This is a genomic window from Brenneria salicis ATCC 15712 = DSM 30166, assembly GCF_003315515.1.
GTDB classification, from domain to species: Bacteria; Pseudomonadota; Gammaproteobacteria; order Enterobacterales; family Enterobacteriaceae; genus Brenneria; species Brenneria salicis.
In genome coordinates this window covers 24,415-51,378 of record NZ_QNRY01000029.1, presented here as the reverse complement: position 1 = coordinate 51,378, position 26,964 = coordinate 24,415, and the positions used below count along the sequence as shown (strand labels likewise).

At 54.2% G+C, this 26,964-nt stretch carries 20 protein-coding genes and 1 riboswitch; of the genes, 6 read left to right on the top strand and 14 right to left on the bottom strand.

Annotation, left to right across the window (positions count from 1 at the left end; genetic code table 11):
- Positions 1–184 precede the first annotated feature (184 nt).
- On the top strand, positions 185–469 hold the full coding sequence (locus DES54_RS12650; RefSeq protein WP_205680220.1) for a hypothetical protein: 285 nt from the start codon (positions 185–187) through the stop codon (positions 467–469).
- A 472-nt stretch (positions 470–941) separates the two neighbouring features.
- Here DES54_RS12650 and DES54_RS12645 read toward each other — a convergent pair whose 3' ends face one another.
- On the bottom strand, positions 942–1,514 hold the full coding sequence (locus DES54_RS12645; protein ID WP_113867903.1) for a chorismate mutase: 573 nt from the start codon (positions 1,512–1,514) through the stop codon (positions 942–944).
- Between the two features lie 87 nt (positions 1,515–1,601).
- Complete coding sequence (lepA, locus tag DES54_RS12640; protein ID WP_113867900.1) at positions 1,602–3,401, bottom strand: translation elongation factor 4; 1,800 nt, start codon at positions 3,399–3,401, stop codon at positions 1,602–1,604.
- Between the two features lie 261 nt (positions 3,402–3,662).
- Between lepA and DES54_RS12635 the strand changes: the two genes are divergently transcribed.
- Positions 3,663–4,460, top strand: a complete 798-nt coding sequence (locus DES54_RS12635) for a DUF3750 domain-containing protein (protein WP_113867898.1) — start codon at positions 3,663–3,665, stop codon at positions 4,458–4,460.
- A 113-nt stretch (positions 4,461–4,573) separates the two neighbouring features.
- On the opposite strand, the gene DES54_RS12630 is transcribed toward DES54_RS12635, so the two are convergent.
- Positions 4,574–5,965 (bottom strand): NAD-dependent succinate-semialdehyde dehydrogenase, encoded by a 1,392-nt coding sequence (locus DES54_RS12630; RefSeq protein WP_113867896.1) that lies wholly within the window; start codon positions 5,963–5,965, stop codon positions 4,574–4,576.
- Positions 5,966–6,382: 417 nt separating this feature from the next.
- Positions 6,383–6,473, top strand: a riboswitch (TPP riboswitch).
- Between the two features lie 36 nt (positions 6,474–6,509).
- Here DES54_RS12630 and thiM point away from each other — a divergent pair.
- From thiM to psiE, 3 genes are all read left to right on the top strand, one after another.
- Positions 6,510–7,304 carry a hydroxyethylthiazole kinase gene (gene thiM, locus DES54_RS12625; protein WP_113867907.1) on the top strand — a complete coding sequence of 265 codons (795 nt, stop codon included), beginning with the start codon at positions 6,510–6,512 and terminating at the stop codon, positions 7,302–7,304.
- Complete coding sequence (gene thiD, locus DES54_RS12620; RefSeq protein WP_113867894.1) at positions 7,301–8,104, top strand: bifunctional hydroxymethylpyrimidine kinase/phosphomethylpyrimidine kinase; 804 nt, start codon at positions 7,301–7,303, stop codon at positions 8,102–8,104. The genes thiM and thiD overlap by 4 nt, the downstream gene beginning before the upstream one ends.
- 222 nt (positions 8,105–8,326) lie before the next feature.
- Positions 8,327–8,734 (top strand): phosphate-starvation-inducible protein PsiE, encoded by a 408-nt coding sequence (gene psiE, locus DES54_RS12615; protein ID WP_113867892.1) that lies wholly within the window; start codon positions 8,327–8,329, stop codon positions 8,732–8,734.
- Between the two features lie 3 nt (positions 8,735–8,737).
- Here the strand turns inward: psiE and yegS are convergent, their stop codons facing one another.
- The 10 genes from yegS to DES54_RS12565 all read right to left on the bottom strand — a co-directional run bounded on the left by yegS (position 8,738) and on the right by DES54_RS12565 (position 25,099).
- Positions 8,738–9,637 (bottom strand): lipid kinase YegS, encoded by a 900-nt coding sequence (gene yegS, locus DES54_RS12610; RefSeq protein WP_113867890.1) that lies wholly within the window; start codon positions 9,635–9,637, stop codon positions 8,738–8,740.
- Positions 9,638–10,023: 386 nt separating this feature from the next.
- Positions 10,024–11,385, bottom strand: a complete 1,362-nt coding sequence (trhP, locus tag DES54_RS12605) for a prephenate-dependent tRNA uridine(34) hydroxylase TrhP (RefSeq protein WP_113867888.1) — start codon at positions 11,383–11,385, stop codon at positions 10,024–10,026.
- Between the two features lie 181 nt (positions 11,386–11,566).
- Positions 11,567–12,526, bottom strand: a complete 960-nt coding sequence (locus DES54_RS12600; protein ID WP_113867886.1) for a glutathione S-transferase family protein — start codon at positions 12,524–12,526, stop codon at positions 11,567–11,569.
- 177 nt (positions 12,527–12,703) lie between these two features.
- The gene (baeR, locus tag DES54_RS12595; protein WP_113867905.1) at positions 12,704–13,426 is read right to left on the bottom strand and encodes an envelope stress response regulator BaeR; all 723 of its coding nucleotides are present in this window, start codon (positions 13,424–13,426) and stop codon (positions 12,704–12,706) included.
- A gap of 24 nt (positions 13,427–13,450) precedes the next feature.
- Positions 13,451–14,824 (bottom strand): envelope stress sensor histidine kinase BaeS, encoded by a 1,374-nt coding sequence (gene baeS / locus DES54_RS12590; protein ID WP_113867884.1) that lies wholly within the window; start codon positions 14,822–14,824, stop codon positions 13,451–13,453.
- A 7-nt stretch (positions 14,825–14,831) separates the two neighbouring features.
- Entirely contained in the window at positions 14,832–16,235 is a 1,404-nt protein-coding gene (mdtD, locus tag DES54_RS12585) for a multidrug transporter subunit MdtD (RefSeq protein WP_113867882.1), read from the bottom strand.
- Between the two features lie 3 nt (positions 16,236–16,238).
- The gene (gene mdtC / locus DES54_RS12580) at positions 16,239–19,334 is read right to left on the bottom strand and encodes a multidrug efflux RND transporter permease subunit MdtC (protein ID WP_113867880.1); all 3,096 of its coding nucleotides are present in this window, start codon (positions 19,332–19,334) and stop codon (positions 16,239–16,241) included.
- The gene (locus DES54_RS12575) at positions 19,331–22,468 is read right to left on the bottom strand and encodes an MdtB/MuxB family multidrug efflux RND transporter permease subunit (RefSeq protein ID WP_113867878.1); all 3,138 of its coding nucleotides are present in this window, start codon (positions 22,466–22,468) and stop codon (positions 19,331–19,333) included. The genes mdtC and DES54_RS12575 overlap by 4 nt, the downstream gene beginning before the upstream one ends.
- Complete coding sequence (locus tag DES54_RS12570; RefSeq protein ID WP_113867876.1) at positions 22,468–23,685, bottom strand: MdtA/MuxA family multidrug efflux RND transporter periplasmic adaptor subunit; 1,218 nt, start codon at positions 23,683–23,685, stop codon at positions 22,468–22,470. The genes DES54_RS12575 and DES54_RS12570 overlap by 1 nt, the downstream gene beginning before the upstream one ends.
- 217 nt (positions 23,686–23,902) lie before the next feature.
- Complete coding sequence (locus DES54_RS12565; protein ID WP_113867874.1) at positions 23,903–25,099, bottom strand: NupC/NupG family nucleoside CNT transporter; 1,197 nt, start codon at positions 25,097–25,099, stop codon at positions 23,903–23,905.
- 326 nt (positions 25,100–25,425) lie between these two features.
- Between DES54_RS12565 and DES54_RS12560 the strand changes: the two genes are divergently transcribed.
- Entirely contained in the window at positions 25,426–26,391 is a 966-nt protein-coding gene (locus DES54_RS12560; protein ID WP_113867872.1) for an aldo/keto reductase, read from the top strand.
- Positions 26,392–26,453: 62 nt separating this feature from the next.
- Here DES54_RS12560 and DES54_RS12555 read toward each other — a convergent pair whose 3' ends face one another.
- Positions 26,454–26,798, bottom strand: a complete 345-nt coding sequence (locus DES54_RS12555; RefSeq protein ID WP_113867870.1) for a glucose PTS transporter subunit EIIB — start codon at positions 26,796–26,798, stop codon at positions 26,454–26,456.
- Positions 26,799–26,964 lie beyond the last annotated feature (166 nt).

Here is a 26,964-nt window from a genome sequence, read left to right as displayed (position 1 = left end):
TTTTATGGATGGTTTTCTGCATCCGACGTCGTTCGGTACGGGGTATTGGTGCTATGATCGGCATCGCTCAGTCCGGTTGGTGATTTGTGATTTTTAGCGATTGATCAGATCGCTCAACTCGGACTGAGTTCCCTCAAAGTGATCTACTATTTGGAACAGCTATTTAGGTGTGGAATATAATTATTTGGCAAATCTTTTGCATGCTAGGGATGTGCCTATTCTAAAATCCGCCGTGGGCGATGTCGCAATGGACGCCCTACAGGTTGCAGATGCCGAAGCGGGCATCAAGAAATTTATTCCGGCTTTTAATTACACCTCGGTGCTTGGCGTAATTAAAGATAAGGCAGAGATGAAGCGTCGCTTTACAACTGCTACAGTTGGGTATGACAAGATCCACTTTTCCGTATTTATAAGGAAGTACACGGTTCCGCCAATGGGGAGCAGGATAGCATCCTCCAAAAATTCGTGAATGAGTCCTTTCATATCGAGAATGAGTATGTGATGCAGCTAAATCCCCACAAGTTTGACAATGTGCCAGAGTATGTCCTCATAGAATGCGATAGGGTCATTTTGGCGTCCTAAGCCTATCACTCGCTTGCGGAAGATGGCATGGTATTAATCATGGTATTTGATATGCGTCTTGACGTATCTAGTTGAATTTATTAAATTTATTAGCTAAAAATATAAGTGATCTCTCCTCTTGAAACACCTCTGCCTGATGGTGGTAAATGAGACTAAGCCCGCGTAAATGCGGGTTTTTGCGTCTTTATTGGATGCTGTCGGGCAAACAAAAATCCGGGAATGAAAACATTTCCAGATTTTTTTATACCTATTTCTCAGGTTTTTGATCGGTTAGGTATTGCGGAGCAGACCTTATTTTTTGATAGAAAATCATGCCGCCATGATGTAACTCATCATAATTTAAAACGACACCATCGGCGCTACTTCAATGTGATCTGATTTAACGCCAAACAAAGCATTTCTTTATCGGACGTTTTCAGATTATGCCGTTGCATTGTCTGGATTGATGAACAGTAATCGACTTTAACGCCGCGTTTGTTTTTTAGTTCATCGGCGATTTGCCGGATAGTGGCGTCACTCAGCGCGCTAATCCGTTGCCGGATATCCGCCAAATCCCGCGGTTTCCAGTTTTTTTCCGGCACGGATAGCCAGTCGGCGCGATAGCGATATTGAATGGTTTTCGCCACGCTGATTTGTGCAATCATAAAATTCCTGACGGATTCCCCTTCCAGGCCCAAAGACTCTGTCTCAACCAATGATTTTTCAATCACCTTACGCTCCTGGGGCAAATCCTCGATAGGCAAATGATTTTCAGCCTTATAACCAGCGACATCTTTCATATAATCCAAACGCTGATCAATCAGTTGCGCTATTTTCTCATTCTTGCCGGCCTGGGCGGTTAATGCCCAAAAAGAGAATACCGCCCAGCATAAAATATGAGGTTTAAGTAAATACTGAAGATAATGAGATAAATGGCTATCACCCTTAATCATAAATCCCTCTTTTAGTGGATCGATATTGACTGAACATTGTTTTAAATATACCCATGATAATTCCAGTCGTAAGTGTGCGATAAATCATCACCTGTCAATCGCTAAAATCGCCATAAACGCCTCACGCGGGATTTCCCGTTTTGAAAACCCGATATTGTGTTTCTTATTTTCGCGTTGCTTGCGAATGAGCCGTTGTTTCTGCGATACGCTGCCCTGAAATCCTTGCGCCAGCGCGGTTTTACGCAACGGCGGGATATCTTCCCGCGCGATAAAGCGGTTTTCCACTTTTGCCTGTACCGGCACCGGATACAGCTTGCGTGGGATGACGTATTTAAGTGTTTTAACGATTTCGGACGCTCGCGTCCAGGCTTTTTGTCTGGCGATGATAAAAGAAAAGGCATCCACCAGTTGGTTATCGAGATAAATATCGCAGCGCACCAGATCGGCGCGGCGATACCCTGAGAACTCGTAATCGAGCGTGGCGTAGCCCTGGGTAAGAGATTTCAGCGTATCAAAAAAGCCAAAAACCATCTCATTAAGCGGGATCTCCCAGGTCAGACGCACGGCGCCGCCGTCCAGATAATGCATATCCACAAACTCGCCGCGCCGGGAGGCGCAAAACTCCATCATAGCGCCGACATACGTATCCGGCGTATGAATGGTGCTGACCACATAAGGTTCTTCGACGTAATTCAGCACGTCTTCACCCGGAAAATGAGCCGGATTATCGACGCTCAGGCATTGGCCGTTATGTAACCAGACGCGATATTCAACGCTCGGTGCGGTGGCAATCACCGAGATGCCGTATTCCCGTTTCAGGCGCTCACGGACAATATCCATGTGCAGCATACCCAGAAAACCACAGCGGAAGCCCGCGCCCAGCGATGCGGAGACTTCCGGCTCAATGTGCAGCGCCGCATCATTAAGAGACAGTTTATCCATGGCGTTGCGCAATCCTTTAAGATCGTCATCGGCATCGGGATAGAGCCCGGAAAACACCATCGGCTTCATCTCCTGATAGCGGGAAACTGCTTCGGTTGCGGGATTGGCCGCCAGCGTCAGGGTATCGCCAACCCGGATCGCGCCTGCATCTTTAATCCCGGCTGCGATATAACCCACTTCTCCGGTATCCAGTTTTTTACACGGCTGGCGCTCAGGCAGGAAAGCCCCGGTTTCAGTGACCTCAAAGCGAAAACCGGATGACATGAAACAGAGGGGATCGCCGATGTTGATGCTGCCGTCCACAATACGCACATGCATGATGGCGCCGTGATAAGGATCGTAATGGGAGTCAAAGACCAACGCCCTGAGTGGGTCATGCGATTCGCCGCGCGGAGAGGGGAAATGCCGGGCGATGAATGCGAGCACGGCGGCCACGCCTTCACCGGTTTTGGCCGATACCGACAACACCGTGCTGATATCCAGTGCGGGAATGTCGGCCAGTTGCCGCATCACGTTATCGATATCGGCTTGCGGACTATCAATTTTGTTCAGGACCGGCAGTATGGTTAGCCCATGTTGTCGCGCCAGATTGAGATTGGCGATGGTCTGGGCCTGAACGCCTTGCGTGGCATCAATCAGCAATATCGCCCCTTCACAAGCGGCCAGGCTGCGTGAAACTTCCGCCGAAAAATCAACGTGTCCCGGCGTATCCACCAGATTGAATTGATACTGTCGGCCCTCATCGCTCTGATAACGCATGCGCACTGTTTGCAGCTTGATGGTGATGCCGCGTTCACGCTCAATATCCATTGAGTCGAGCAGCAGTTCCCGCATGTCCCGCTGGGCCACGGTAGAGGTTAACTCAATAAAACGATCGGCAAGCGTGGATTTACCGTGGTCGATATGGGCGATAATGCAAAAATTACGAATGGAGGAAAATGACATGGAAATGGCCTTTTACATCACTGTTCCGCTTATCAACCAGTACTGGCAATCGAGCGGACAAGAGAAATCACACTGAATATTCAGTGAACGAAAAATCAAAAAGATGTAAAAGTAGGTAGCCGGGGTGGATGATAACGCATTCCATTTTCGATATGCAAGCTTGTGCGCACGACATCCCGATTTTCTTGCGGCGACGGTTTCTCCGCGCATTTGATGTCGTTAATGTTCATGTTAAATGTCTTTTCAGTGGATCAATGGCCTATGACGTACCTAAAAGTGCTGAGTCTTGGTTTTCTCTGTGTGTTGCTTTTGTCGTTTTGGCAGAGTTGGGCGCATTCAACCGGTAATGGAGAGACATTGAGTGGTCAAGGCTGGTGGTCGTCACGGCGCGATTCAGCCGGGATCGCGCCGGATCCGATGCGGTCGCGCAGTACCGCCATCGTTCAGGTTTATGCCGCGCCAACCTATGGCTGGCGCGGTCTGGTCGCGGTTCATCCGTGGATTATTTTCAAGAACGCCGGGGAAATGCAATATCGCCGTTACGAGGTGGTCAGTTGGGGCAGCGATGACGTGGTGCGTCTTAACCGCTCGCTTCCTGACGGATTCTGGTACGGCGCGACGCCAAAGCTTCTGGTGGAACATCGCGGCGCGCAGGCGCAAGCCATGATCCCGCAGATCGAAGCCGCGATTAAAAGTTATCCCTGGCCGCAAACCTATCGGGCCTGGCCGGGGCCGAATAGCAATACCTTTATCGCGCATATCGGCAGGGAAGTGCCGCAATTGAAACTGGACTTGCCCGCCAACGCCATCGGTAAAGATTACCGACCGTTGACGCGTCCGATTGGTTTACCGCCGTCGGGCCGAGGGCTACAGATATCGCTGCTGGGGGTTCTCGGCATGACCATTGGCGTGGAAGAAGGCTTTGAGGCTAATATTCTGGGCGTCAATCTGGGGGTGGATGTCAATCCCCCAGCGTTGCGCTTGCCGTTTATTGGCCGACTCGGTTATGACAATAATGCGGAAGAGAATGCGAAACAGAATACCGTCTTTCAGCCATAACGAGTGCTGGAGGACGGTATTTTCAATCAATTACAGGGGCGATAAAGAATTACTTTTGCCGGGCGATGACGTCAGAGAGTGTCTTCATTTTCATTACGCACATCGCGTCGCCCTTAAAACTCAGCATCAATATCGACAATAGAAATCAATTTGTGGTTAACAAACTCTTTGATGCCTAATCCGATGAGCTCACGTCCATAGCCCGAACGCCGAACGCCGCCGAAGGGCAGGTCGGCTTTCACCCGCGTCGGATGGTTGATGTACACCATCCCCGTTGAGATGCGTTTCGCAACTTCCGCGCCGTGCGCCGTATCGCGTGTGAATACGGAACCACCAAGGCCGAAAGGCGAGTCGTTGGCAATGAAGACCGCGTCATCTTCATCTTTGGCGCGGAAGATCATGGAAACCGGGCCGAAAAACTCCATGTGATAAGCCGGGTTATCGGGGGTGATATCCGTCAGGATCGTCGGTTGAACGAAAGCGCCCTGCTGCGGTACTGCCGGGCCGACTTCCACCGCCACCGCGCCGTGAGAAACGGCCAACTGGATTTTTTCTTTGACTTCTTCAACGGCATCCTGCGAAGAAAGCGGGGCGAGGGTGGTGTTTTCATCAAACGGGTCGCCAGCGCGCAGTGCGGCAACGCCCTTTGTATAGCGTTCAAGAAATTCGTCGTATACCTCGTCAACGATGATCATGCGTTTGGAGGAGACGCAAACCTGACCGCCATTCCAGTGGCGGCCAAACACGGCCCATTTAACCGTTTTTTCCAAATCGGCGTCAGCCAGAACGACAAACGCATCGGCGCCGCCTAATTCCAACGTCGATTTCTTCAGCGCTTTCGCCGCTTGTTGCGCCACCATTGCCCCGGCGCCTTCCGAACCAGTTAACGCGACGCCCTGTACCCGCGGATCGTTCAGAATCATCTCGATGTGCTGGCGGTTGGCGTACAGGTTGGTGAATGCGCCATCCGGCAAGCCCGCGTCTTTCATCAGTTGTTCAAAACGGGCGGCGCTTTGCGGAACGTTTGATGCGTGTTTCAGGAGCATGGTATTACCCGCGGAAAGTTGCGGCGCAATAATGCGCGCAATCTGATAGTACGGGAAGTTCCAGGGTTCGATAGCCAGCAGCACGCCCAGGGGTTCATGAACCACCTGCGCCGTCGCTTTTCTTGGGTTGGCGACCGGCAGCGTTTCAGGTTCCAGTAAGCGTTCCGCATTATGCACATAGTACTCGAAGATTTGGGCGGACAATTCGACCTCCGCACGTGCTTCGCCAATTAGTTTTCCCATTTCCAGCGTCAGCAAACGTGCGAACTCCTCCTGATTCTGACGCAACAGATCGGCCGCTTTTTGCAATATCGCGCCGCGCGTTGAGAACGATTCCTCTTTCCATTTCAGAAAGGCGTTATGTGCTTTCGTGATGGCTTCAGTGACTTGAGCGTCAGTGGCGTCTGGGAAGGTTTTAATAACTTCGCCCGTATACGGATTGGTTGTTGCATATCCCACTGTAAACCTCCTGAAAATACGATGTGCAAAAGTATGATGCTTACCTGAATCTCAGCGAGTGTTCCGTTCGTGCTGTGCGATGGGACGGAACCTGCCGAAAATTCATGCTTTTAGGTGACATACATACCAGTAAATTTCGAGATGCCGTCAGTGCGCATAATCACTCGAAGGATGATAAGTATAGGTAAGGCTTCTTATAATTTCCTCATCAAACTTATACTATGCTTAGTAAGAAAAAATACAAGATTGGCCACCATGCGATACACTTGGTGAAACGGTGATGAAAAAAACGCAAGGTATTTAGGTTATTTCGAGAACAGTTAACATATTACGATTGCCGTTCATCGCGCGCTTATATACTCTTTGATCTGTACAAGTTGCGCTGATGGCGGCTAATTTATTGTATTACAATGAGTTATCAATGACTCGGGGTGTCCGCAAGGGCTGAGAAATACCCGTATTACCTGAACTGGATAATGCCAGCGGAGGGAAGTCACGGTATGCCAACCGGTTGCCGCCTTCTTGATCGCCGGTTGGGAGAATGATGAATACTCGACCTGTCTCTTTATCTGCCGCCGCCGCGGCAGCCTCTCTGGTGCAATTTCATGCGCTTTCTCCATTGGTACACTGTCTGACCAACGATGTGGTGCAGTCGTTTACCGCGAATGTCTTGCTGGCGTTAAACGCCTCGCCCGCGATGGTGGTCGATCCTGGCGAAGCCGCCCAGTTCAGTGCGCTGGCGGATGCATTGTTGATTAACGTGGGAACGCTGGATCGGGCGCGGGCGCAAGCTATGCGGGCTGCGGTTTGCAGCGCGAATCAGGCCGGTACGCCTTGGGCGCTTGATCCTGTCGCCGTCGGCGGACTGACGTTGCGCACGGAATTTGCTCACGAACTGCTGGCCTTGAAACCAGCCGCGATCCGTGCAAACGCCTCGGAGATCATGGCGCTATCCGGTTTGGATGTACGGGGGCGGGGCGTGGACAGTACCGACGACTCGTTACGTGCGCTGCCTGCCGCCCGTGTTCTGGCGCGTCGTCTGTCAACGATTGTCGCGGTGACGGGCGAAGTGGATTATGTTACTGATGGCGAAAGGGATTTTTCAATTAACGGTGGCGATAAAATCATGACTCGTGTCGTCGGAACCGGCTGCGCCTTGTCTGCTGTGGTGGCGGGATTTTGTGCGCTGGACGGCGATCGGTTGCAACATGTGGCGACGGCTTGTTATGTCATGTCGCTGGCGGGGGCTCAGGCGGCGTCGCAGGCGCAGGGGCCGGGCAGTTTTATCCCGGCGTTTCTCGACCGGCTTTACGGACTGCGGGCGGAGGATCTGGCATGAAACGAATTAACGCGCTCACCATCGCCGGTACTGATCCCAGCGGCGGCGCGGGCATTCAGGCGGATTTAAAAACTTTTTCCGCGTTAGGCGCTTATGGCGCGACGGTTATTACCGCGCTGGTGGCGCAGAACACGCGGGGCGTACAGTCAATCTACCGGATTGAACCCGGCTTTGTCGCCGCGCAACTGGACTCGGTGCTGAGCGATGTCCGCATCGATAGCGTCAAAATCGGCATGCTGGCGCAGACGGATATTGTCGAGGTTGTTGCCGAACGTCTGCGTCATTACCAACCGCCCTTCGTGGTGCTGGATACGGTGATGCTGGCGAAAAGCGGCGATCCGCTGCTTTCGTCCGGTGCAGTGGCGTCGTTGCGCCAGTTATTGTTGCCGCATGTGTCATTGATTACGCCGAACCTGCCGGAAGCCGCCGTCTTGCTCGATTGTTCGCCTGCCGTCAGCGAACAGGAGATGATTGAACAAGGCGAAGCATTGCTGGCAATGGGATGTCGGGCGGTATTGATGAAAGGAGGGCACCTGCATGAAGAGGAAAGCCCGGACTGGCTGTTCAGCCGACAAGCGCCACCTCTGCGTTTTACTTCAGTGCGGGTGAATACCCGACATACGCACGGCACCGGGTGTACACTCTCCGCCGCGCTTGCCGCATTACGGCCACGGCATTCGTCCTGGGTCGATACCGTGAGGGAAGCCAAAGCGTATCTGCAACAGGCATTGCAACAGGCTGATTCGCTGGAAGTCGGGCAGGGCATCGGGCCGGTACATCATTTTCATCGCTGGTGGTGAATGAACGCCGGCTGGCGTAAATCAATTAAATTAACAGCCAAAACGCATAGACATTGGCAATGGCGCCCGGTAATTTTCAGGATACGCAGGACAGCCCGATGACGGCTGTCATCGGGCTGTCCTGCTGTTGAGGCAATGGAGAGGATGCCCTTGCCAGGCAAGCAAGCGTAACAAGTATAACTTGCCTTTGATGAGTTAATGGTATGACGTGAGGAAATGGATATGGCAGGTTCGGCTCGCAGCGTTCTGGCTGCAAAAGTGCTGCAAACGGTACTGAATATCGGGCTTTTGGCGCTGGCGCTGATATTGGTGATTTTTTTGGTGAAGGAAACAATACATCTGGGCAAGGTGCTCTTGATCAGCAGCGAAAAGGATTCTTCTTATCAGTTGATAGAAGGCATCGTCATCTACTTTCTCTACTTTGAGTTTATTGCGCTGATCGTCAAGTATTTCCAGTCCGGCTATCACTTTCCACTGCGCTATTTTATTTACATCGGCATCACCGCGATTATCCGGTTGATTATTGTCGATCACAAAAACCCGTGGGATACGCTGGTGTATGCGGCTGCTATTTTACTGCTGGTGGTTACGCTTTATCTGGCGAATAGCAACCGCTTGAAGCGGGAATAGCGGCTATCCAAGCAACGCGCATTGCGGTGGCAGGCGACACCGAATTGCGGCGGGCAGCACTTCGATGTGGAAACGTTTTGCCTTGAGCGGTTCACCGTCCAGATTGAATGTCATCTCGTCTGGCGCGATGATTTCCAGCCAGGGCAAGGTCGCGGAGATCATGTTCTGGTTTTCACTGCCGGTGAACCACGCCTGAAGCATATTGGGCAACAACTCCTGTGCGGAAAGTACGCTGAGTTCCAGAAATCCGTCGTTGATCAACGCATCCGGGCAGAGCATCTGCCCGCCGCCCGCCTGACGACCATTTCCCACGGCAACCACCAGCGTATCGCCTGACCAGCTAAAATCCGGGCCGCGGATTTCACAGCGCTCCGATTGCAGCATATCCATGCGGAACAACGCATGCAGCACATAAGACGCGCCGCCTAACGCCGATTTCATTCTGGCGGGCGTTTCGCGGGTGATCCGCGTGGCGAATCCGCCGGTCGCCATGTTGATGAAATAGTGCTCGTCATTCACTCTCGCCATATCGATCGCCGTTGGCCGGCCTTTGATGGCCAGCGTCAACGCGTGGTCCAGTTCAATGGGGATCTGGCTGCTGGCGGCGAAATCATTGGCGGTTCCCAATGGAATAATGCCGAGGCAAGGCCGTTTCCCTTCCGATTGTCTGGCAAGCGCGGCGGCGACTTCATTAATGGTGCCATCGCCGCCCGCGGCAATCACATTATCGGCTTTCAGACGGACGGCTTCTTCCACATAGCGTTGCGCGTCGCCAAATTCCCAGGTTACACGGACATCCAGATGATAACCGTCCTGACGAAATGCCTTGATTGCTGCGCGAAGTTCCTCGTTGTCAGCACTTTTTCCATTCAGGATCAGTAAGGTAACCGGACGTTTATCCATAGCATTCTCCATATCAAGGCGTTCAGATGAAAGCGGTAGGTTTAAGCCTGCTAAGCATAGTCAGGAAATACCGGCACAGATATCAGAAGAGTCGGTGAATTGTGAATCAGTGTGTTGGGGAGAGAGAATGGAAGCGTCAAAGCAGTGAAAAAGAAAAAGCCCGCTCAAGGGAGATTGAGCGGGCCAAGGAGGTGGTTCCTAGTAGTATCACTACGCTTATTTTTCGTTCTAAATTTTCTCAGCAACGCCATAGTACCCAGAAGGCTTGGCAATTGATGTGATCTGATTCTAATATTTATCCAAAACCCTGCTTTTTGTAGTTATATCCGTTTTTTCGCCCGATCGCCATCAACTGATCGTCCTCAACAATCCGGCGCGGCGGCAAGCTATTTCGCGTTGGGATTGCGCGTAGTGGTGCCAGGCAAATTACGCAGCAGCAACGCATAATCCAGCGTAATGTCATCAGGAACCGGCAAATAGACGATATGGCCGTTGCCTGGCGCGATATCCGCCGCCTGTCCCTTGGCATTTTGCATGGCTTCAATGGTAAACTGAATATTGCCGTTGGGCGTCATCATTTCCACACTGTCGCCGCAGGAGAATTTGTTTTTTACCGCGACTTCCGCCAGTCCGTCGCGGCGAACCCCGGTAAATTCCCCCACGAACTGCTGGCGATCGGAGACAGAATAACCGTAATCGTAATTCTGATAATCCTCATGCACATGGCGGCGCAGGAAGCCTTCGGTATAGCCGCGGTGAGCCAGACCTTCCAGGGTTTGCAACAACGTCGGATCGAAGGGTTTTCCCGCGGCGGCGTCATCAATCGCCAGCCGGTACACCTGAGCGGTACGGGCGCAGTAGTAGAACGATTTGGTGCGGCCTTCAATCTTCAGCGAATGCACCTGCATTTGCGTCAGTCGTTCGACGTGCTGAATGGCGCGTAAATCGCGGGAGTTCATGATGTAGGTGCCGTGCTCGTCTTCAAACGCGCTCATGTACTCGCCGGAACGCTGGTTTTCTTCCAGCATAAAGACTTTGTCCGTCGGCGCGCCGATACCCAGCGTCGGTGCGGCGTTTTTCACCGCAATCGGTTCATGCTGGTGCACGATATTGCCGACGTCGTCCTCTTTCCCTTCCTGTACGTTATATTCCCAACGGCAAGCGTTGGTGCAGGTGCCTTGATTGGGATCGCGCTTATTGATGTAGCCAGATAGCAGGCAACGCCCGGAATAGGCCATACATAAGGCGCCGTGGACGAAGATCTCCAGTTCCATCTCCGGCACGTTTTTGCGGATTTCCTCGATCTCTTCCAGCGACAATTCGCGGGATAAAATTACGCGGCTCAGTCCCATTTGCTGCCAGAATTTCACGGTAGCCCAGTTCACCGCGTTGGCTTGCACGGAAAGATGGATCGGCATCTGCGGAAAGTTTTCCCGTACCAGCATAATCAGGCCTGGATCGGACATGATCAACGCGTCCGGCCCCATTTCAATCACTGGTTGCAGGTCGCGCAGGAAGGTTTTCAGCTTGGCGTTATGGGGAGCAATGTTGACGACGACGTAGAATTTCTTACCCAGATCATGCGCTTCCGCAATGGCTTGCGCCAACGTCTGGTGGTTGAATTCATTGTTGCGCACGCGCAGGCTGTAACGGGGTTGACCGGCATAAATCGCATCCGCGCCATAGGCAAAGGCGTAGCGCATATTTTTCAGCGTACCGGCCGGAGAAAGTAATTCCGGTTTGAACATGGAGGTCTCTCAATTCTGATCACAAGTCAGGCTGCTCCCGATGGGAACAGTAAAGGCGGGGATTCTAGCGCTAATGCGGAAAAAATGCAGCAGAGGGCCTGCGAAAAGTGGGCCTATTGTTTGATGTACATCAACGGCGATGGCCCGCAACCGTCACGGCGTCTTGCGGGCGTGATGATCATTAGCGGCTGGCGACAGTGGATTCGCCCAGCGCATTTCGATCGTGCGGACGATACAAATCCGTTTCCGGGCCGGCAGGCACAATCTGGGTGGGGTTGAGCCAGGCAATGCCATAGTAACCGGCTTTGATGTGGCCGATATTGACCGTTTCCGCAACGCCCGGCCATTGATATAACTCGCGCAGGTAGTTCGACAAATGCGGGTAATCTTCGATACGACGCAGGTTGCATTTGAAAGCGCCGTGGTAGGCGACATCAAAACGGATCAAGGTAACGAACAAACGCCAGTCCGCTTCGGTCAGGGTATTGCCGGCGATGTAGCGGTGGGTCGTCAGACGTTGTTCCAGTTTATCCAGGGTGCTGAACAGGGGGATGATCGCTTGATCATAGCTCGCCTGCGTTTTGGAGAATCCCGTTTTATATACGCCGTTGTTTACATTTTGATAAATCGTTTCATTCCAGCTATCGATCTCGCTACGCAGCGCGGGTGGATAAAAATCCAGATGATTATCCGTCAGGTGGTTAAAAGCGTGGTTCAATATGCGGATAATGTCAGCGGACTCATTATTCACTATCCGGCCTTCAACCCGATCCCATAAGACCGGAACCGAAACTTTCCCGGTATAGTGCGGTTCGCTGGCGCTATAAAGCTGATGCAGAAAACGGATTGGCGCGACGTGTTCGCCAGCGTCCTGCGGGGTAGTGAATTCCCAGCCGTTATCGCCGATATGCGGTTCGGCGATGGAAAGCTGAATGATGTTTTCCAGCCCTTTCAGTTTGCGGAAAATCAGCGTGCGTGATGCCCACGGACAGAGATAAGAGACGAAAAGCTGGTAACGCCCGGATTCCGGCACGATTTCGGTTTGCCGGAATTTTGTTTCCTCGCGATGAAAAGCGCCGTTTTTTATTTCCTCAGCCGCCACATCGCCGTTTACCCATTTACCGTCTACTAAACCTGACATCGTTTCATCCCCAATCTGTTCGTATGCTGTTTATTACTTCAGGCCTGCAAGGTTAACAGCCACAGATAAAGAAAAAATGATAAATTTTTAAATAAGTCCGACAGATTTTTTGACCGTATCCGGCGTGGTCTGGTCAGCGCTTGCGCCCGCCGTTCGCGGTGCGCGGCAAGCGTCGGATTAAACCAACTCGCCAGGCGTCGCTTCCCAGCGATAACCTATGCCATAAACGGTACGAATAAATGAGGTTTCCCCGTCAAGCTGTTCCAGCTTGCGGCGCAGGTTTTTGATGTGACTGTCAATGGTACGATCGGTGACGACCCGGTAGTCGTCATAGAGTTTATCCAGCAATTCCTCACGGGAAAAAACTTTGCCCGGTTCGGTGGATAATGTTTTGAGCAGCCTGAATTCCGCCGGAGTCAAATCAAGATTCTGGCCGAGGTAGCTGGCCTGAAAACCGCTTTTATCGATCCGTAACGCGTTTTTGCCCATCGGTTGTTTGGGTTCGCTTTGCCAGCCGCAACGACGCAGCATTGTTCTGACTCTGACCACTACTTCCCGTGGGCTGAAGGGCTTACAAATGTAGTCATCCGCGCCGATTTCCAGCCCAAGCAGGCGATCGATCTCCTCGCTGCGGGCGGTCACCATAATGATGGGCACGTTGGAGAATTGACGGATGGTGCGGCAGAGAGTCAGGCCATCGCAGCCCGGCAGCATCAGATCCAACAGGATCAGCGCGGGCGGGGTTTGTCGCACCCAGTCAACGACGTCGTCGCCGTTGGTGATCCAATGGGTTTGATAACCAGCAGCCTGAAGATAATCGACCAGGAGTTGCCCAAGCTTTGGCTCATCTTCGACGATCAATACGGGTAAAGGATTAGCGAAAGCCGATTCAGTTGTCATCATACCGGGTTCTGTTGTAACGCATTATTCCGCTGTATGCAGGGGAAGCTCGACAGTAATCAACAGGCCGCCCCATGAGGAGTGCTCAGCATACAGTCGTCCGCCATGCGCCTCAACGATATTATTGCAGATGGCCAGCCCCAGCCCGGAACCGCCGCTGGCTCGATTGCGCGAGCTTTCCGCCCGGTAAAAGCGTTCAAAAATCAGCGTAAGCTGTTCGTCGCTGACGCCGGGGGCGCTGTCCTGCCAACGGAGGTATAGCCGTTTCTGGCGCAGCGTAATCTGTATCGCTAGTTTCCCCTGTTCGTCGGTGTAGCGCAGGCTGTTTTCCAGCAGGTTATTAAACAACTGGCTCAAGCGGTCCGGGTCGCCGAAAACCGTGGCTTGCGCCGGGAAGTCCATCGTTAGTGCAATGCGCTTTTTCTGATAGCGATCGCTGAATGCGGCAACCGCGATGTGCAGCAGTTGCACCACATCCACGGTGACCCGGCGGTAGGCCAGCGCGCCCAGATCGGACAACGAGAGTTGATGAAGATCGTCCACCAGTTTGGTTAACGTCGCCACTTCCGCCTGAAGCGAACTCAATGAACTGGCGTCAGGTTGACGAACGCCATCCTGCAAGGCTTCCAGTTCACCACGCAACACGGCCAGCGGCGTGCGCAATTCGTGGGAAACATCGGCCATGAAATCCCGGCGCGACTGTTCGTTTTTTTCCAATGCGCCGGCAAGCTGATTAAAATCTTGCGCCAGACGGCCAAGTTCATCGTGGCTTGCGGCGGATACGCGCGCGCTGAAATCACCGGCGGCCAAACGGTGTATGCCGTTGACCAGCCGTTTTGCCGGCGCCAGCAGGCCGCGTGAGGTCAACCAGGTGACAATGATCGCCAGCAGTGTCGATAGGGCGACAATCAGCCAACTGGTTCGCTGCTGCTGTTTATCAAAGTTGATATCGGCATTGCGGGTCAGCCGCTCGACGGGGGAGGCAACAACCCAGCCAACCCGATGATTTTGCACCACAATGGGATGCCACATGCCTTCTATGGGGATCGGGGCCTGCGAACCAAACAGTTTGTTTTTGGCGGCATCCAGCACCCAGAGGCGTACCCGCCAGCCTTGCATGCGGTTGTTGGCGTTGTCGTCAGTATTCTGATCCATCGAATGCAGTATTTTAAATACCAGACGCTCGTTATTCCGCAGAAACGACCAGTCTCCGTGTGACTGGTATTGCTCGGCCAGCGCGTCCCGTAGTTGAACCACGCGTTGTTCATTGTCGCGTTTGATGTAATCAATAAACCCGCGTTCGAAACTCACGCGCACGCCCCAGTGCATGGTGATCAACACCAACATGCAGGTGGCGAAAATGGCGAGGAATAGCTTGGCGGTAATTCCAAATTTCATAGCAACCTCACGACCGACGGGGAAGCGTCGATTGTTTGACGCTATCCGGCGGTACACGATGAAAAATCAAGGCTGGCAACGCGATGATGACCACCATGCTGAGATAGGTGTAAAGGAATACGGTTTGGGTTTCGGCGGCGCCCATGCTGATGTGTTGTTGCGAAAATATCCTCAACAAGATCCCGGCCACACTGACGCCCAGACTGGTGGAGATCTGCATGGTCATTGAAAGCAGGCTATTGCCGCCGCTGGTCAGGGAGTCCGGCAGATCTTTCAGCGTCAGCGTGTTCATGCAGGAAAAACGGATCGAATTTATGCAGCCGAGGAAGATCAGCACCACCGGCAGCAGCCACATCCATTGCATTATCGCCACCAGTGCAAACAGCAACGCCGCCAGCGCCAGCAGCAAGGTCGATGCCGTCAGCACCCGGCGATAGCCAAACTGATTGACGATTTGCACCACCACCCGTTTGACGCCCATGCTGCCGAGCACCATCGGGATCATCATTAGCCCGGCATGAAAGGGGGAAAATCCCATCCCCACTTGCAGGAATAACGGCGTCATAAACGGCAGCATGGCGCTGCCGATGCGCGCCAGCAACCCGCCGGTCAAGCCGATGGAAAAGGTCTGGGTATTGAAAAGTCGCAGGTTAAATAAGGCCAGGGGATTGTTGCGGGCGTGCAGCCAATAGCTCAGCAGGGAAATCAACCCGATGGCGATCAACGCAAAAATAGCGATCGGCGATATGCCCAGGCTGCGATTGCCATCCAGCGCCAGCGTCAATGTCGCCATCCCGACAGTGAGCCACAGGAAGCCGCGCATATCAAAACGCGGTGTTTGCATGGTGTAATTCGGCATCAGGAGCCAGGTTGCCAGCGCCCCGGCGATCCCCACCGGCAGATTGATCAGGAAAATCCAGTGCCAACTGGCGTATTCCACCAGAAAGCCGCCGAGGGCTGGTCCCATCAGCGGACCGATCTGGCCGGGAAGGGTCACAAAGGTCATGGCCGCCATATATTGATTGCGCGGCACAATTTTCATTACGGTCAGCCGTCCCACCGGCACCATCATCGCGCCGCCGATGCCTTGAATGACGCGGGAGATCAGCAATTCGTCCAGCGTTTGCGAACGGGCGCACAGCAGCGAGCCCAGCGTAAAAAGCACAATGGCGCAAAAGAGGATATTTTTAACACCGATGCGATCAGCCAGCCAGCCGCTGGCCGGTAACATGACGGCGACGGTCAGCACATAGGAGACAATTACGGAATGCATCCGCAGCGGGCTTTCATTCAGGCTGGCGGCCATTGACGGCAGCGCGGTATTCACAATAGTGGTATCCAGCGTTTGCATGAAAAAGCCGAAGGCGACAATCCAGAGTTGCCAGCGCACCGAAGCAGGAGGGGTGTTCATCGGTCAGGGTTTCCCGGCGGCATGATTCACGTTCGTCAGCATGGGTTTTTTGCTTCTCCTATTTCTCAGCTTATCAAAAAACAGATATACCACCGGCGTGGTGTACAGCGTGAGCAACTGGCTTACCAGCAACCCGCCGACAATGGTGATCCCCAGCGGTTGGCGCAATTCGGCGCCGTCGCCGCTGGTCAGCACCAACGGCAACGCGCCAAACAGCGCGGCGAGCGTGGTCATCATAATCGGCCGGAAACGCAACAGGCTGGCCTGAAAAATGGCGTCTTTGGCGCTGATCCCGCTGGTTCGTTGCGCCGCCAGCGCAAAGTCCACCATCATGATGGCGTTCTTTTTAATGATACCGATCAGCAACATAATGCCAATCAGCGCAATCAGGCTGAACGGCGCGCCGAACCACTCCAGCGCCAGCAGCGCGCCCACGCCCGCGGAAGGCAGGGTGGAGAGAATGGTAAGCGGATGCACGTAACTTTCATACAGCACGCCGAGCACAATATAGACCGTGATGATCGCCGCCAGAATCAACACCAACTGCGCGGATTGCGACTGTTGGAAAGCCTGCGCCGTGCCGGAGAATTGTCCCCGCACGGTGGTCGGCGCGCCCAGCGCGGTCATGGCCCGTTCAACGGCGGTCGTGGCTGCGGAAAGCGTCGTCCCGTCGGATAAGTTGAAGGATAGGGTTGAAGCCGCGGACAAGCCCTGATGGTTCACCGACAGCGGCGCATTGATGGGCTGCCAACGGGCAAAATAAGAGAGCGGGATCGGCTTGCCGTCGTTATTGATGACGAACATGCTATCCAGCGCACTCACATCCTGCGTATAGGCTGCATCGACTTCCATCACCACTTTGTATTGGTTAAGCGGCTGATACATGGTGGAGATCTGACGCTGGCCGAACGCATTGTTCAATAACGCATTGGCGCTGGCGACGCTGATCCCCAGTTGCGCCATGACATCACGATTGTAGGTGAGCGCCATTTCCGCCCCTTTATTCTGTTGATCGGAGTTCACATCGGCCAGTTCAGGCAACTTGCTCAGGGCATCACTGATTTTCGGTTCCCAGAAGCGAAGTTCGCTCACATCATCAGACAGCAAGGTGTACTGGTAGCTGGCGTTCGCCTGGCGTCCACCGATGTGGATATCCTGCACCGGCATTAAAAACAGACTGGCGCCCGCTTCTTTCGACAGCTTAATCCTCAGACGGCTGATGACCTGCTGAGCGCTGACATCACGTTCGGACAGCGGTTTGAGGGAGATAAACATCGATCCGCCGTTGGTGCGCGTTCCGCCGGTAAAGCCGGTCACGTTATCCACGGCGGGATCGTTGCGCACAATGGTCATGAAGTTCTGTAGTTTCACTTTCATCGCCTGAAAGGAAATGCTCTGATCGGCCTGAATAAATCCCATCAGCCGGCCATTATCCTGCTCAGGGAAAAAGGTTTTCGGGATGCTGATATACAGCCAGACATTCAGCGCCATCGTCCCCAGCAACAGCGCCAATACCCAACGGGCATGGTTGAGCACCCACATAAGCGAACGGCCATAGCGTTGTTGCACCGAGGTGATGACGCGGCTGAAACCACGATTACGCGGTTGACTACGCGCAGGCGCGGCGCGCAATAATCGGGCGCACATCATCGGCGTCAGCGTCAGTGAAATCAGCAGCGAAATCATGATCGCCACTGACAGCGTCACGGCAAACTCCCGAAGCAGTCGGCCCGGTAAACCGTCCATCAATAACAGCGGAATGAACACCGCCACCAGCGAAATACTCATCGACATCACGGTGAAACCTACTTCACGCACCCCTTGCAACGAGGCTTGCAGCGGCTTCATGCCCGCTTCAATGTGACGGGAAATATTTTCCAGCACCACAATCGCATCATCCACCACAAAACCGGTGGCGATGGTGAGCGCCATCAGCGACAGGTTATTCAGACTGAACCCGCAGAGATACATGGCGGCGAAGGTGCCGATCAGGGAAACCGGCACCGCCACGGCGGGAATAAAAGTGGCGCGCCAGGAACGCAGAAACACAAACACCACCAGAATGACCAGCGCCACGGCGATGATCAGCGACTGTTCGACCTCGGCGAGCGAAGCGCGGATAGTCGGCGAGCGATCCTGGGCAATATCAAGTTGGATCGCCGCAGGCAGGCTGGCGCGCAGCGTCGGCAACGCGGCACGGATATTATCGACGGTGTTAATGATGTTGGCGTCGGGGGTACGGCGGATCATCACCAGAACGGCGGGTTCGGCGTTCGCCATCCCCGCGTTGCGCGCGTCTTGCACCGCATCTTCCACTGTCGCCACATCGCTCAGCCGTACCGCGGCGCCGTTGCGGTAGTGGATAATCAGCGGCTTATAGGCCGCGGCGCTTTTCAGTTCATCATTGGTCTGTATTTGCCAGCTTTGTTGATGATTGGCGATATTGCCCAACGGCTGGCGCACATTGGCCTGGCTGATGGCCTGACGCACGGCATCCAGCGAAATCCCCTGATTAAACAGCGCCACAGGGTTCAGGGCCACGCGCACCGCCGGCAGGGAACTGCCGCTGATGGAAACATCCCCCACGCCTTCCATCTGGGCAATTTTCTGCGCCAGTTGGGTTGAAGCAAAGTCATAGAGTTGGCCCTGATCATAGGTATCCGACGTCAGCGTCAGGATCATAATCGGCGCATCGGACGGGTTGGCCTTGCGGTAGGTGGGGCGGCTCGCCATGCCGGACGGCAACAGATTCTGAGCGGCATTGATGGCGGCCTGCACATCACGGGCGGCGCCGTTGATATCCCTGTCGAGATTGAATACCAGAATGATGCGTGTGCTGCCGAGTGAACTGGTGGAGGTCATTTCGCTGACGCCGGCAATCCGGCCCAATGCGCGTTCCAGCGGCGTGGCGATCGACGAGGCCATGGTTTCCGGCGACGCGCCCGGCAGCGAAGCGCTGACCGAGATAACCGGAAAATCCACCTGCGGCAAGGGAGCGACCGGCAGCAGCCGAAATCCGATGATGCCGCAAATGGCGATAGCTAGCGTCAGCAGCGTGGTGGCGACGGGCCGGTGAATGAACAGGGCGAAGAACCTCACGCGCTTTCTTCCTCCTGACGAGGTGCGCGGCGAAAACGTTGCGCCAGCCGATCAAACAGCAGATAAATCACCGGTGTGGTAAACAGCGTGAGGATCTGGCTCATGATCAGACCGCCAACCATACAGATCCCCAGCGGTTGGCGTAATTCCGCGCCCACGCCGGTACTCAGCATCAGCGGCAAGGCGCTGAGCAGCGCTGCCAGGGTGGTCATCAGGATGGGACGAAAACGCAACAGACAAGCCTGATAGATGGCGTCATAAGGCGTCATGCCCTGTTCCCGTTCAGCAGCCAGCGCGAAGTCGATCATCATGATGGCGTTCTTTTTCACGATGCCGATCAGCAGAATGATGCCGATTATGGCAATCACATCCAGTTCTCTGCCGGCCATCATCAGCGCCAGCAACGCGCCGACGCCCGCCGTGGGCAACGTGGAAAGGATGGTCACCGGATGAATGAAGCTTTCGTACAATACGCCAAGCACAATGTACATGGCGACCACCGCCGCCACAATCAGCCACACCGTACTGCTCAGCGCGGACTGGAACGCCAGCGTGCTGCCCTGAAAACGGGTGGTGATATCCGTCGGCAGATTCATCTGCTGTTCCGCCAGCGTGATGGCGTTCACCGCCTCATCCAGCGAGTAGTCACTATTCACATTAAAAGAGATGATGGTTGAGGGAAATTGATCGATGCGGTTGATCGCCAGCGGCCCCAGACGCTCCTCAATGGTCGCGATACTACTCAGCGGGATCGCGCCGCCGTCGCTGCTGACTAACCGCACGTCGTTCAGGGCATCCAGCGCGTTGCCGTCAATGGCGGAATGATTGGCGTTATTGTGTTCCAGCACCACGCGATACTGGCTGGCCTGGGTATAAATCGTGGAAATCAGGCGTTGCCCGAACGCGTTATACAGGGCGCTGTCAACCTGCGACATGGTAATTCCCAAACGGCTGGCGCTGTCGCGGTTGACGTTGACATAAGCCACCGGCGCGCGATCCTGCCAGTCGCTACTGACGTCTTCCAGTTGCGGCAACTTTTGCAGTTCCGCCATCAGCTTCGGCACCCACAGGCTCAGTTCCTCCTGCGACATGGCCTGCAAGGTAAACTGATATTGCGTGCGGCTGACCTGCGTATCAATGGTCAAATCCTGCACCGGTTGCAGGTAAAGCTGTATGCCGGGGAGTTGCGCGGTCTGTTGTTGCAGCCGGGTAATGATCTCAGGAATGCGTTCGCCGCGCTCGCTGAGCGGACGCAGGTGGATCTGCAAGCGGCCGCTGTTCAGCGTGGCGTTGGCGCCGTCAACGCCGACAAACGACGACACGCTCTGTACCGCCGGATCTTTCATGATAATCGATGCCACTTGCTGCTGGCGTTCCGCCATATTGCTGAAGGAGACCGATTGCGGCGCTTGCACCGTCCCCTGAATAATGCCGTTGTCCTGCACCGGAAAAAAGCCTTTAGGGATCCACAGATAGAGAAGAATGGTGAGCGCTAAGGTACCCAACGCCACGCTTAACGTTAACCAGCGGTGATTCAATACCTTACGTAACCAGACGCCATAGGCGTTCACCAGCCGGGTAAAGAACTGTTCGCTGGCGCGGGTAAACCGGTTGTGCTGACGCAGTGATCGATGACTAAGCATATGGGCGCACATCATCGGCGTGAGCGTCAGAGATACCACGGCCGAAATTAGGATCGCTACCGCCAGCGTGATGGCGAATTCCCGGAACAGACGGCCAATAATGTCGCCCATAAACAACAACGGGATCAGCACGGCAATCAGCGAGAAGGTCAATGAAATAATGGTAAAGCCGATTTCTCCGGCACCTTTCAACGCCGCATCGCGCGGTTTTTCCCCTTTTTCGATGTAGCGGGCGATGTTTTCAATCACCACGATCGCATCATCCACCACAAAACCGGTGGCGATGGTCAGCGCCATCAGCGTCAGATTGTTGATGGAAAAGCCGAGGAAATACATGGCGGCGAACGTGCCGATCAGCGATAGCGGCACCACGATGCTGGGAATAAGCGTCGCGACCGCATTGCGCAGAAACAGGTAGATCACCATCACCACCAGTGCGATAGCCAGCAATAATTCAAATTGGACGTCTTTAACCGATGCGCGGATGCTGGTGGTGCGATCGGTCAGGGTCGTGACCTCGACCGATTTCGGCAGGCTGGCCGTCAGCCCCGGCAACAGCTTGCGAATGCTGTCGGTGGTGGTGATCACGTTGGCGCCCGGCTGACGCTGAACGTTGATAATGATCGCCTGCTGACGATTGGCCCAGGCCGCCAGATAGGTGTTTTCCGCCGCCTGTTCGATGGTGGCGACGTCGCGTAGGCGCACCGGCGCATCATTGCGCCAGGCGACGATCAGTTGCCGATAATCCTCAACCGATTTCATCTGATCGTTGGCGGACAGCGTGATGGCGCGCGTCGGGCCGTCAAGACTGCCCTTTGCGGAATTGACGTTGGCGGCGGTGATGGCGGTGCGAATCGCTTCGCTGGTCAAACCCTGCGCCGCCAGCGCGGGCGCGTTGAGTTTCACCCGCACGGCGGGACGTTGCCCGCCCGCCAGCGAAACCAGACCGACGCCCGCCACCTGTGAGATTTTCTGCGCGATACGATTATCGACCATGTCCTGAACCTGTGTCATCGGCATGGCGTTGGAGGTGACCGCCAGCGTCATAATCGGCGGGTCGGCCGGGTTCACCTTGCTGTAGGTCGGCGGGTAGGGCAGGTCGTCGGGCAACAGATTGGTGGCCGCATTGATGGCGGCCTGCACATCTTGTTCCGCAATATCCAGCGACAGTTCAAGCTGGAATTGCAACGTGATGACCGACGCGCCGCCCGAACTCTGGGTTGACATCTGTTTCAGCCCGGACATCTGGCCGAACTGACGTTCCAGTGGCGCGGTGATCGCCGAGGTCACCACTTCAGGGCTGGCGCCGGGATAGAGCGTGACCACCTTGATCGTCGGGTAATCCACTTCCGGCAACGCCGCAACCGGCAGCGCACGGTAGCCGATGATCCCCGCCAGCAGGATAGCGATCATCAACAGCGTGGTGGCCACGGGTCGTAGGATAAAGATCCGTGATGGGCCGCCGCCACTGGCTGGCACGCTATCCCGCATCAGGGTTTCTCCCCGCTGGTGGCCGGTCTTTGTATTGTTTGCGCCGCGGGCAGGACATCCACCTTCGCGCCTTCCGTCAGCCGATCGATACCGTCGGTAATCACCTGCACCCCGGCATCCAGACCGGCGGTAATCACGATTTGCTGGCCATATTGAATGCCGGTCGTCACCTGCCGTTTGCTGACTTCCTGCTTATCATTCAGTATCCAGACGAAACGTCCTTCGTTGCCCATCTGCACGGCGGCTACCGGCGCAACCACGGCGTTTTGCAACGTATCGACCTTCATGCGGATGTTAACGAACTGGTTTGGAAACAACGCGTCATCCAAATTTTCAAAACGGGCTTTGAGCTTGATGGTGCCGGTGGCGGCATCGATCTGGTTATCCATACTGAGCAGTCTGCCCTGCGACAGCCGTTTCTGATTGGCGCGATCCCAGGCTTCGACAATCGGCGGCTGGCCGGATTTCTGCGCATTCAGGATGGTGGTGATCTCGTCTTCCGGTACGGTAAACACCACATCGATAGGCTGTGTCTGCGTGATGACCACCAGCCCGTTAGTATCACCGCTGGTGATGTAATTTCCCACATCCACCTGTTTCAGCCCGACCCGGCCACTAATGGGGGCGGTGATCTTGCTGTAAGCCAACTGTAACTCCGCACTGGCGACCGCGCCTTCATCGGCTTTGATTGTGCCTTGTGCTTGTCGAACCTGAGCGAGTTGCGCATCCAGTTCCTGACGCGAGATTAGGTTGCTCTTCACCAGTTGTTGATAGCGGGATAGATCCTGACGGGCGTTAGCCAGCACCGCCTGATCTTTCGCCAATTGCCCCTCAGCCTGAGTCAGTTCGACCTGAAAAGGCCTGGGGTCGATCTCCGCCAGTAAATCACCGGCTTTGACTTGTTGGCCTTCCTGAAAGTGTAGCGCCATCAGTTCACCATTGACCCGGCTGCGGATGGTCACGGTATTGGCGGCGGTCACGGTGCCGAGGCCGGAAAGATAGTAGGGAACGGATGCCGATTGCGTTGATGCCGCCTGTACCGGCGGCAACGCATTCATGCCTCCCCGTCGTCCGCCGCCGGTTTCGCGAGGCTGTTGCGCGCTAGCGCTCTGCCCCGGCGTAGCCTGGATGGGGTTGAAATGACGCCAGAGCAGCAGGGCTGCAATGATGATGGCGGCGACAAGTATCAACAAACGTAAGAGGCGGTTGGCATTCATAGTGATGGATTAATCTCTCCAGATGGCGCTAAGGATCGCGCAGGTCACTGAAACGTTTTCATTTTCGTCAACCAGACGCCTTATCATACTAGTTTAAACAGTTTCTACCGGGAAAAAATGAAGGAAATGTGGAAGATGTGTCAGGGTTTGTCGGATAAAAAAAATCCGGCGGCGCGCATGCCGCCGGATGAAGTGATAAACATGTTTAGCCAGACGGTTACAGCACCAGCCCCGCGATAGCCGCGGACAGGATACTGACCAGCGTCGAGCCATAAACCAGTTTCAGACCAAAGCGGGAAACCACGTTGCCCTGATGTTCATTCAGGCCTTTAATCGCCCCGGCGATAATCCCGATCGATGAGAAGTTGGCGAAGGAAACCAGGAATACCGACAGGATACCTACGCTGCGCGGCGACAGGGAATCAGCCACTTTTTGCAGTTCCAGCATGGCCACGAACTCGTTGGAAACCAGTTTAGTCGCCATAATGCTGCCGACCTGCAAGGCTTCATGGGAAGGGATGCCCATAATCCAGGCAAACGGATAGAAAACGTAACCGAGAATATCCTGGAAGCTCACGCCGAAGATGGCGCTGAACAGGGCGTTGATGGCGGCGATCAAGGCAATAAAGCCAATCAGCATCGCGGCAACGATAACCGCGACTTTGAAACCGGCCAGAATATATTCACCCAGCATTTCAAAAAAGCTCTGACCTTCATGCAGATTGCCTAACTGTAGCTCCGGCTCGTCATCCACGGTGTACGGGTTGATGAGCGACAGCACAATAAAGGTGCTGAACATGTTCAGGATCAGCGCGGCGACCACGAACTTGGCATCGATCATCGACATATAGGCGCCGACGATGGACATGGAAACCGTCGACATGGCGGTGGCGGCCATGGTGTACATCCGTTTTTCAGACATCTTGCCCAGAATGTCTTTGTAAGCAATGAAGTTTTCGGACTGACCAAGGATCAGTGAACTGACGGCGTTAAAGGATTCGAGTTTCCCCATACCATTAACTTTGGACAGCACCGTGCCGATCACACGGATGATGATGGGCAGCACTTTGATGTATTGCAAAATCCCGATTAACGCAGAAATGAAGACGATGGGGCAGAGCACTTTGAAGAAGAACGAAATCAGGTTCTTTTCGCTATTCACCATGTCGCCGAAGACGAAATCCGTCCCTTGACCGGCGAATCCGAGCAGTTTATCGAACAGCGCCGCAACCGCTTTGACCGCGCCCAACCCGATGTTCGAGTAGAGGAAGAAGTAGGCAAGCAGGATTTCAATCACCAGCAGTTGAATAATAAAGCGGATGCGGATGTTTTTACGATCCCGACAGACCAGTAGCGCCAGCGCGCCGACTACAACCAACGCCAAAACGAATTGCGCAATATGGGATAGAGACATGTGTGCTCCAAATATGAGGCAGTCCAAGTTTTCCAGGTCATTCTATGCAACGCTTGCACTAAAAATGAGATGAATAACACAAAAACGCAATTATATAGTGGCAAAGTATCTAAACTAAATGGTGTATCTGGTTATTACTCAGTTTTATCCATTCAATATTTTGATACCACAGATGGAATCCCTCATTTTTGTGATGATGTCGTTGTTTTCACCTGAAGACCGGGTAACGCAGAACTTCGTGCTTTAGCGGTGTCTGCCAGATTGCTGCTGAACCTATTGCGCTTTTATGAGGTTTCCCGCTTTTACTCAATAAGGAGAAATGATTTATGTCAGCTTCTGAATCTGTCCGTGAACTGGGACGCTCCGGGATCAAAGTCCCTTCATTGACCTTCGGGGGAAATGTGTTTGGCTGGACCATCGATCAGCCCACCTCGTTTCGTATTCTTGATGCCTTGTTGGAACATCAGTTGAATTTCATTGATACCGCGGATGTGTATTCTGTCTGGGCGCCAGACAATCAGGGCGGTGAGTCCGAAATCATTATCGGCAATTGGTTGAAAAAGACCGGCCAGCGCGACAAGGTGATTATCGCCACCAAAGTAGGCATGGATATGGGGGATGGTAAAAAAGGGTTGTCCGCACGCTATATTCGCCAGGCGGTGAAAGCGTCGTTGCAGCGGTTGCAGACCGATTATATCGACCTTTATCAGTCTCATGAAGATGATAAAGCGACGCCGCTGGAGGAAACGCTCGCCGCCTTTGACGCGCTGATTAAAGAGGGCAAAGTTCGGGCGATTGGCGCATCAAATTATGCGGCGAACAGGCTGGCGGAAGCGCTGAAAGTCAGCGCGGACAATAATCTGGCGCGTTATGAAACATTGCAACCTGAATACAACCTGTATGACCGCCAAGGCTATGAGGCGGCGCTGGAGCCTCTGGTTCTGGAACACGGACTTGGCGTGATCAGCTACTATTCGCTGGCAAGCGGTTTTCTGTCTGGCAAATACCGCCAGCCGGAGGACGCGGCAAAAAGTGCGCGCGGGCAAAGTGTGGTGGAAAAGTATCTGAATGATCGGGGGCGCACCATCATTGAAGCATTGGAGAGCGTCGCCAACCTGCATCATGTGACGCCGTCACAAGTGGCGTTGGCCTGGCTGATAGCGCGTCCGGGGATGACGGCGCCTATCGTCAGCGCCACGTCACTGGAACAAGTCAAGGAACTGGCGGGGGCGACTCGGCTGCCGCTATCGCCGGAGGATATTGGCCTGCTGAATGACGCCAGCGCATATTGAGCAACCATCACCGCCTCACGGATTGAGGCGGTGGTCGTTAAGGATTGATGCGATGCAGGTGCTTAGCGCGGGACGCTGTCCTCAACGTCAAACCAGTGGGCCAGTTCGCGCCGCAGGTTATCGGATTGTCTGCCAAAGATCGCCTGAACCTGATTGTCGACAATAATGACGCCCAGCGCGCCCAGTTTTTGCAGATGCGCGCTGTTGACCGACCGCAGGTCGTGTACTTCGACCCGCAGACGCGTAATGCAGGCATCCAGACTGACGATATTCTCTTTGCCGCCGAAGGCGCTCACCAACTGTTGCAGGTTTTCTTTATCCACCGGCGAGGTCAACTCTATTTCCGCGATTTGCTTCTTGCCAAGCATTGATTTGAACAGTTTCTTAAAGTCGTGGATTTTTCCCATCGTCGTCACCTTATTGGTTAAGCCGACCACCTCTGAGCGTGATCGGCATTTGCTGAATGGAAACCGTGCGCAACCTGACGGCACAGCGCAGCGCCCGACAGCTTTATTCCCGCCACGAAATATTAGCAGACCGCGATTTTTCCGTGCTTGCGGCAATTTCAGTTTT

What these genes read in the sequence shown, in the direction of transcription:
- baeS (WP_113867884.1), bottom strand. Translation starts at nt 14,824, where the DNA reads ATGAAATTTGGAATTACCGCCAAGCTATTCCTCGCCATTTTCGCCACC.
- DES54_RS12575 (WP_113867878.1), bottom strand. Translation starts at nt 22,468, where the DNA reads ATGCGGGATAGCGTGCCAGCCAGTGGCGGCGGCCCATCACGGATCTTT.
- DES54_RS12565 (WP_113867874.1), bottom strand. Translation starts at nt 25,099, where the DNA reads ATGTCTCTATCCCATATTGCGCAATTCGTTTTGGCGTTGGTTGTAGTC.
- DES54_RS12560 (WP_113867872.1), top strand. Translation starts at nt 25,426, where the DNA reads ATGTCAGCTTCTGAATCTGTCCGTGAACTGGGACGCTCCGGGATCAAA.
- DES54_RS12600 (WP_113867886.1), bottom strand. Translation starts at nt 12,526, where the DNA reads ATGTCAGGTTTAGTAGACGGTAAATGGGTAAACGGCGATGTGGCGGCT.
- DES54_RS12645 (WP_113867903.1), bottom strand. Translation starts at nt 1,514, where the DNA reads ATGATTAAGGGTGATAGCCATTTATCTCATTATCTTCAGTATTTACTT.
- baeR (WP_113867905.1), bottom strand. Translation starts at nt 13,426, where the DNA reads ATGACAACTGAATCGGCTTTCGCTAATCCTTTACCCGTATTGATCGTC.
- psiE (WP_113867892.1), top strand. Translation starts at nt 8,327, where the DNA reads ATGGCAGGTTCGGCTCGCAGCGTTCTGGCTGCAAAAGTGCTGCAAACG.
- thiM (WP_113867907.1), top strand. Translation starts at nt 6,510, where the DNA reads ATGAATACTCGACCTGTCTCTTTATCTGCCGCCGCCGCGGCAGCCTCT.
- lepA (WP_113867900.1), bottom strand. Translation starts at nt 3,401, where the DNA reads ATGTCATTTTCCTCCATTCGTAATTTTTGCATTATCGCCCATATCGAC.
- DES54_RS12635 (WP_113867898.1), top strand. Translation starts at nt 3,663, where the DNA reads ATGACGTACCTAAAAGTGCTGAGTCTTGGTTTTCTCTGTGTGTTGCTT.
- DES54_RS12555 (WP_113867870.1), bottom strand. Translation starts at nt 26,798, where the DNA reads ATGGGAAAAATCCACGACTTTAAGAAACTGTTCAAATCAATGCTTGGC.
- mdtD (WP_113867882.1), bottom strand. Translation starts at nt 16,235, where the DNA reads ATGAACACCCCTCCTGCTTCGGTGCGCTGGCAACTCTGGATTGTCGCC.
- DES54_RS12570 (WP_113867876.1), bottom strand. Translation starts at nt 23,685, where the DNA reads ATGAATGCCAACCGCCTCTTACGTTTGTTGATACTTGTCGCCGCCATC.
- thiD (WP_113867894.1), top strand. Translation starts at nt 7,301, where the DNA reads ATGAAACGAATTAACGCGCTCACCATCGCCGGTACTGATCCCAGCGGC.
- trhP (WP_113867888.1), bottom strand. Translation starts at nt 11,385, where the DNA reads ATGTTCAAACCGGAATTACTTTCTCCGGCCGGTACGCTGAAAAATATG.
- yegS (WP_113867890.1), bottom strand. Translation starts at nt 9,637, where the DNA reads ATGGATAAACGTCCGGTTACCTTACTGATCCTGAATGGAAAAAGTGCT.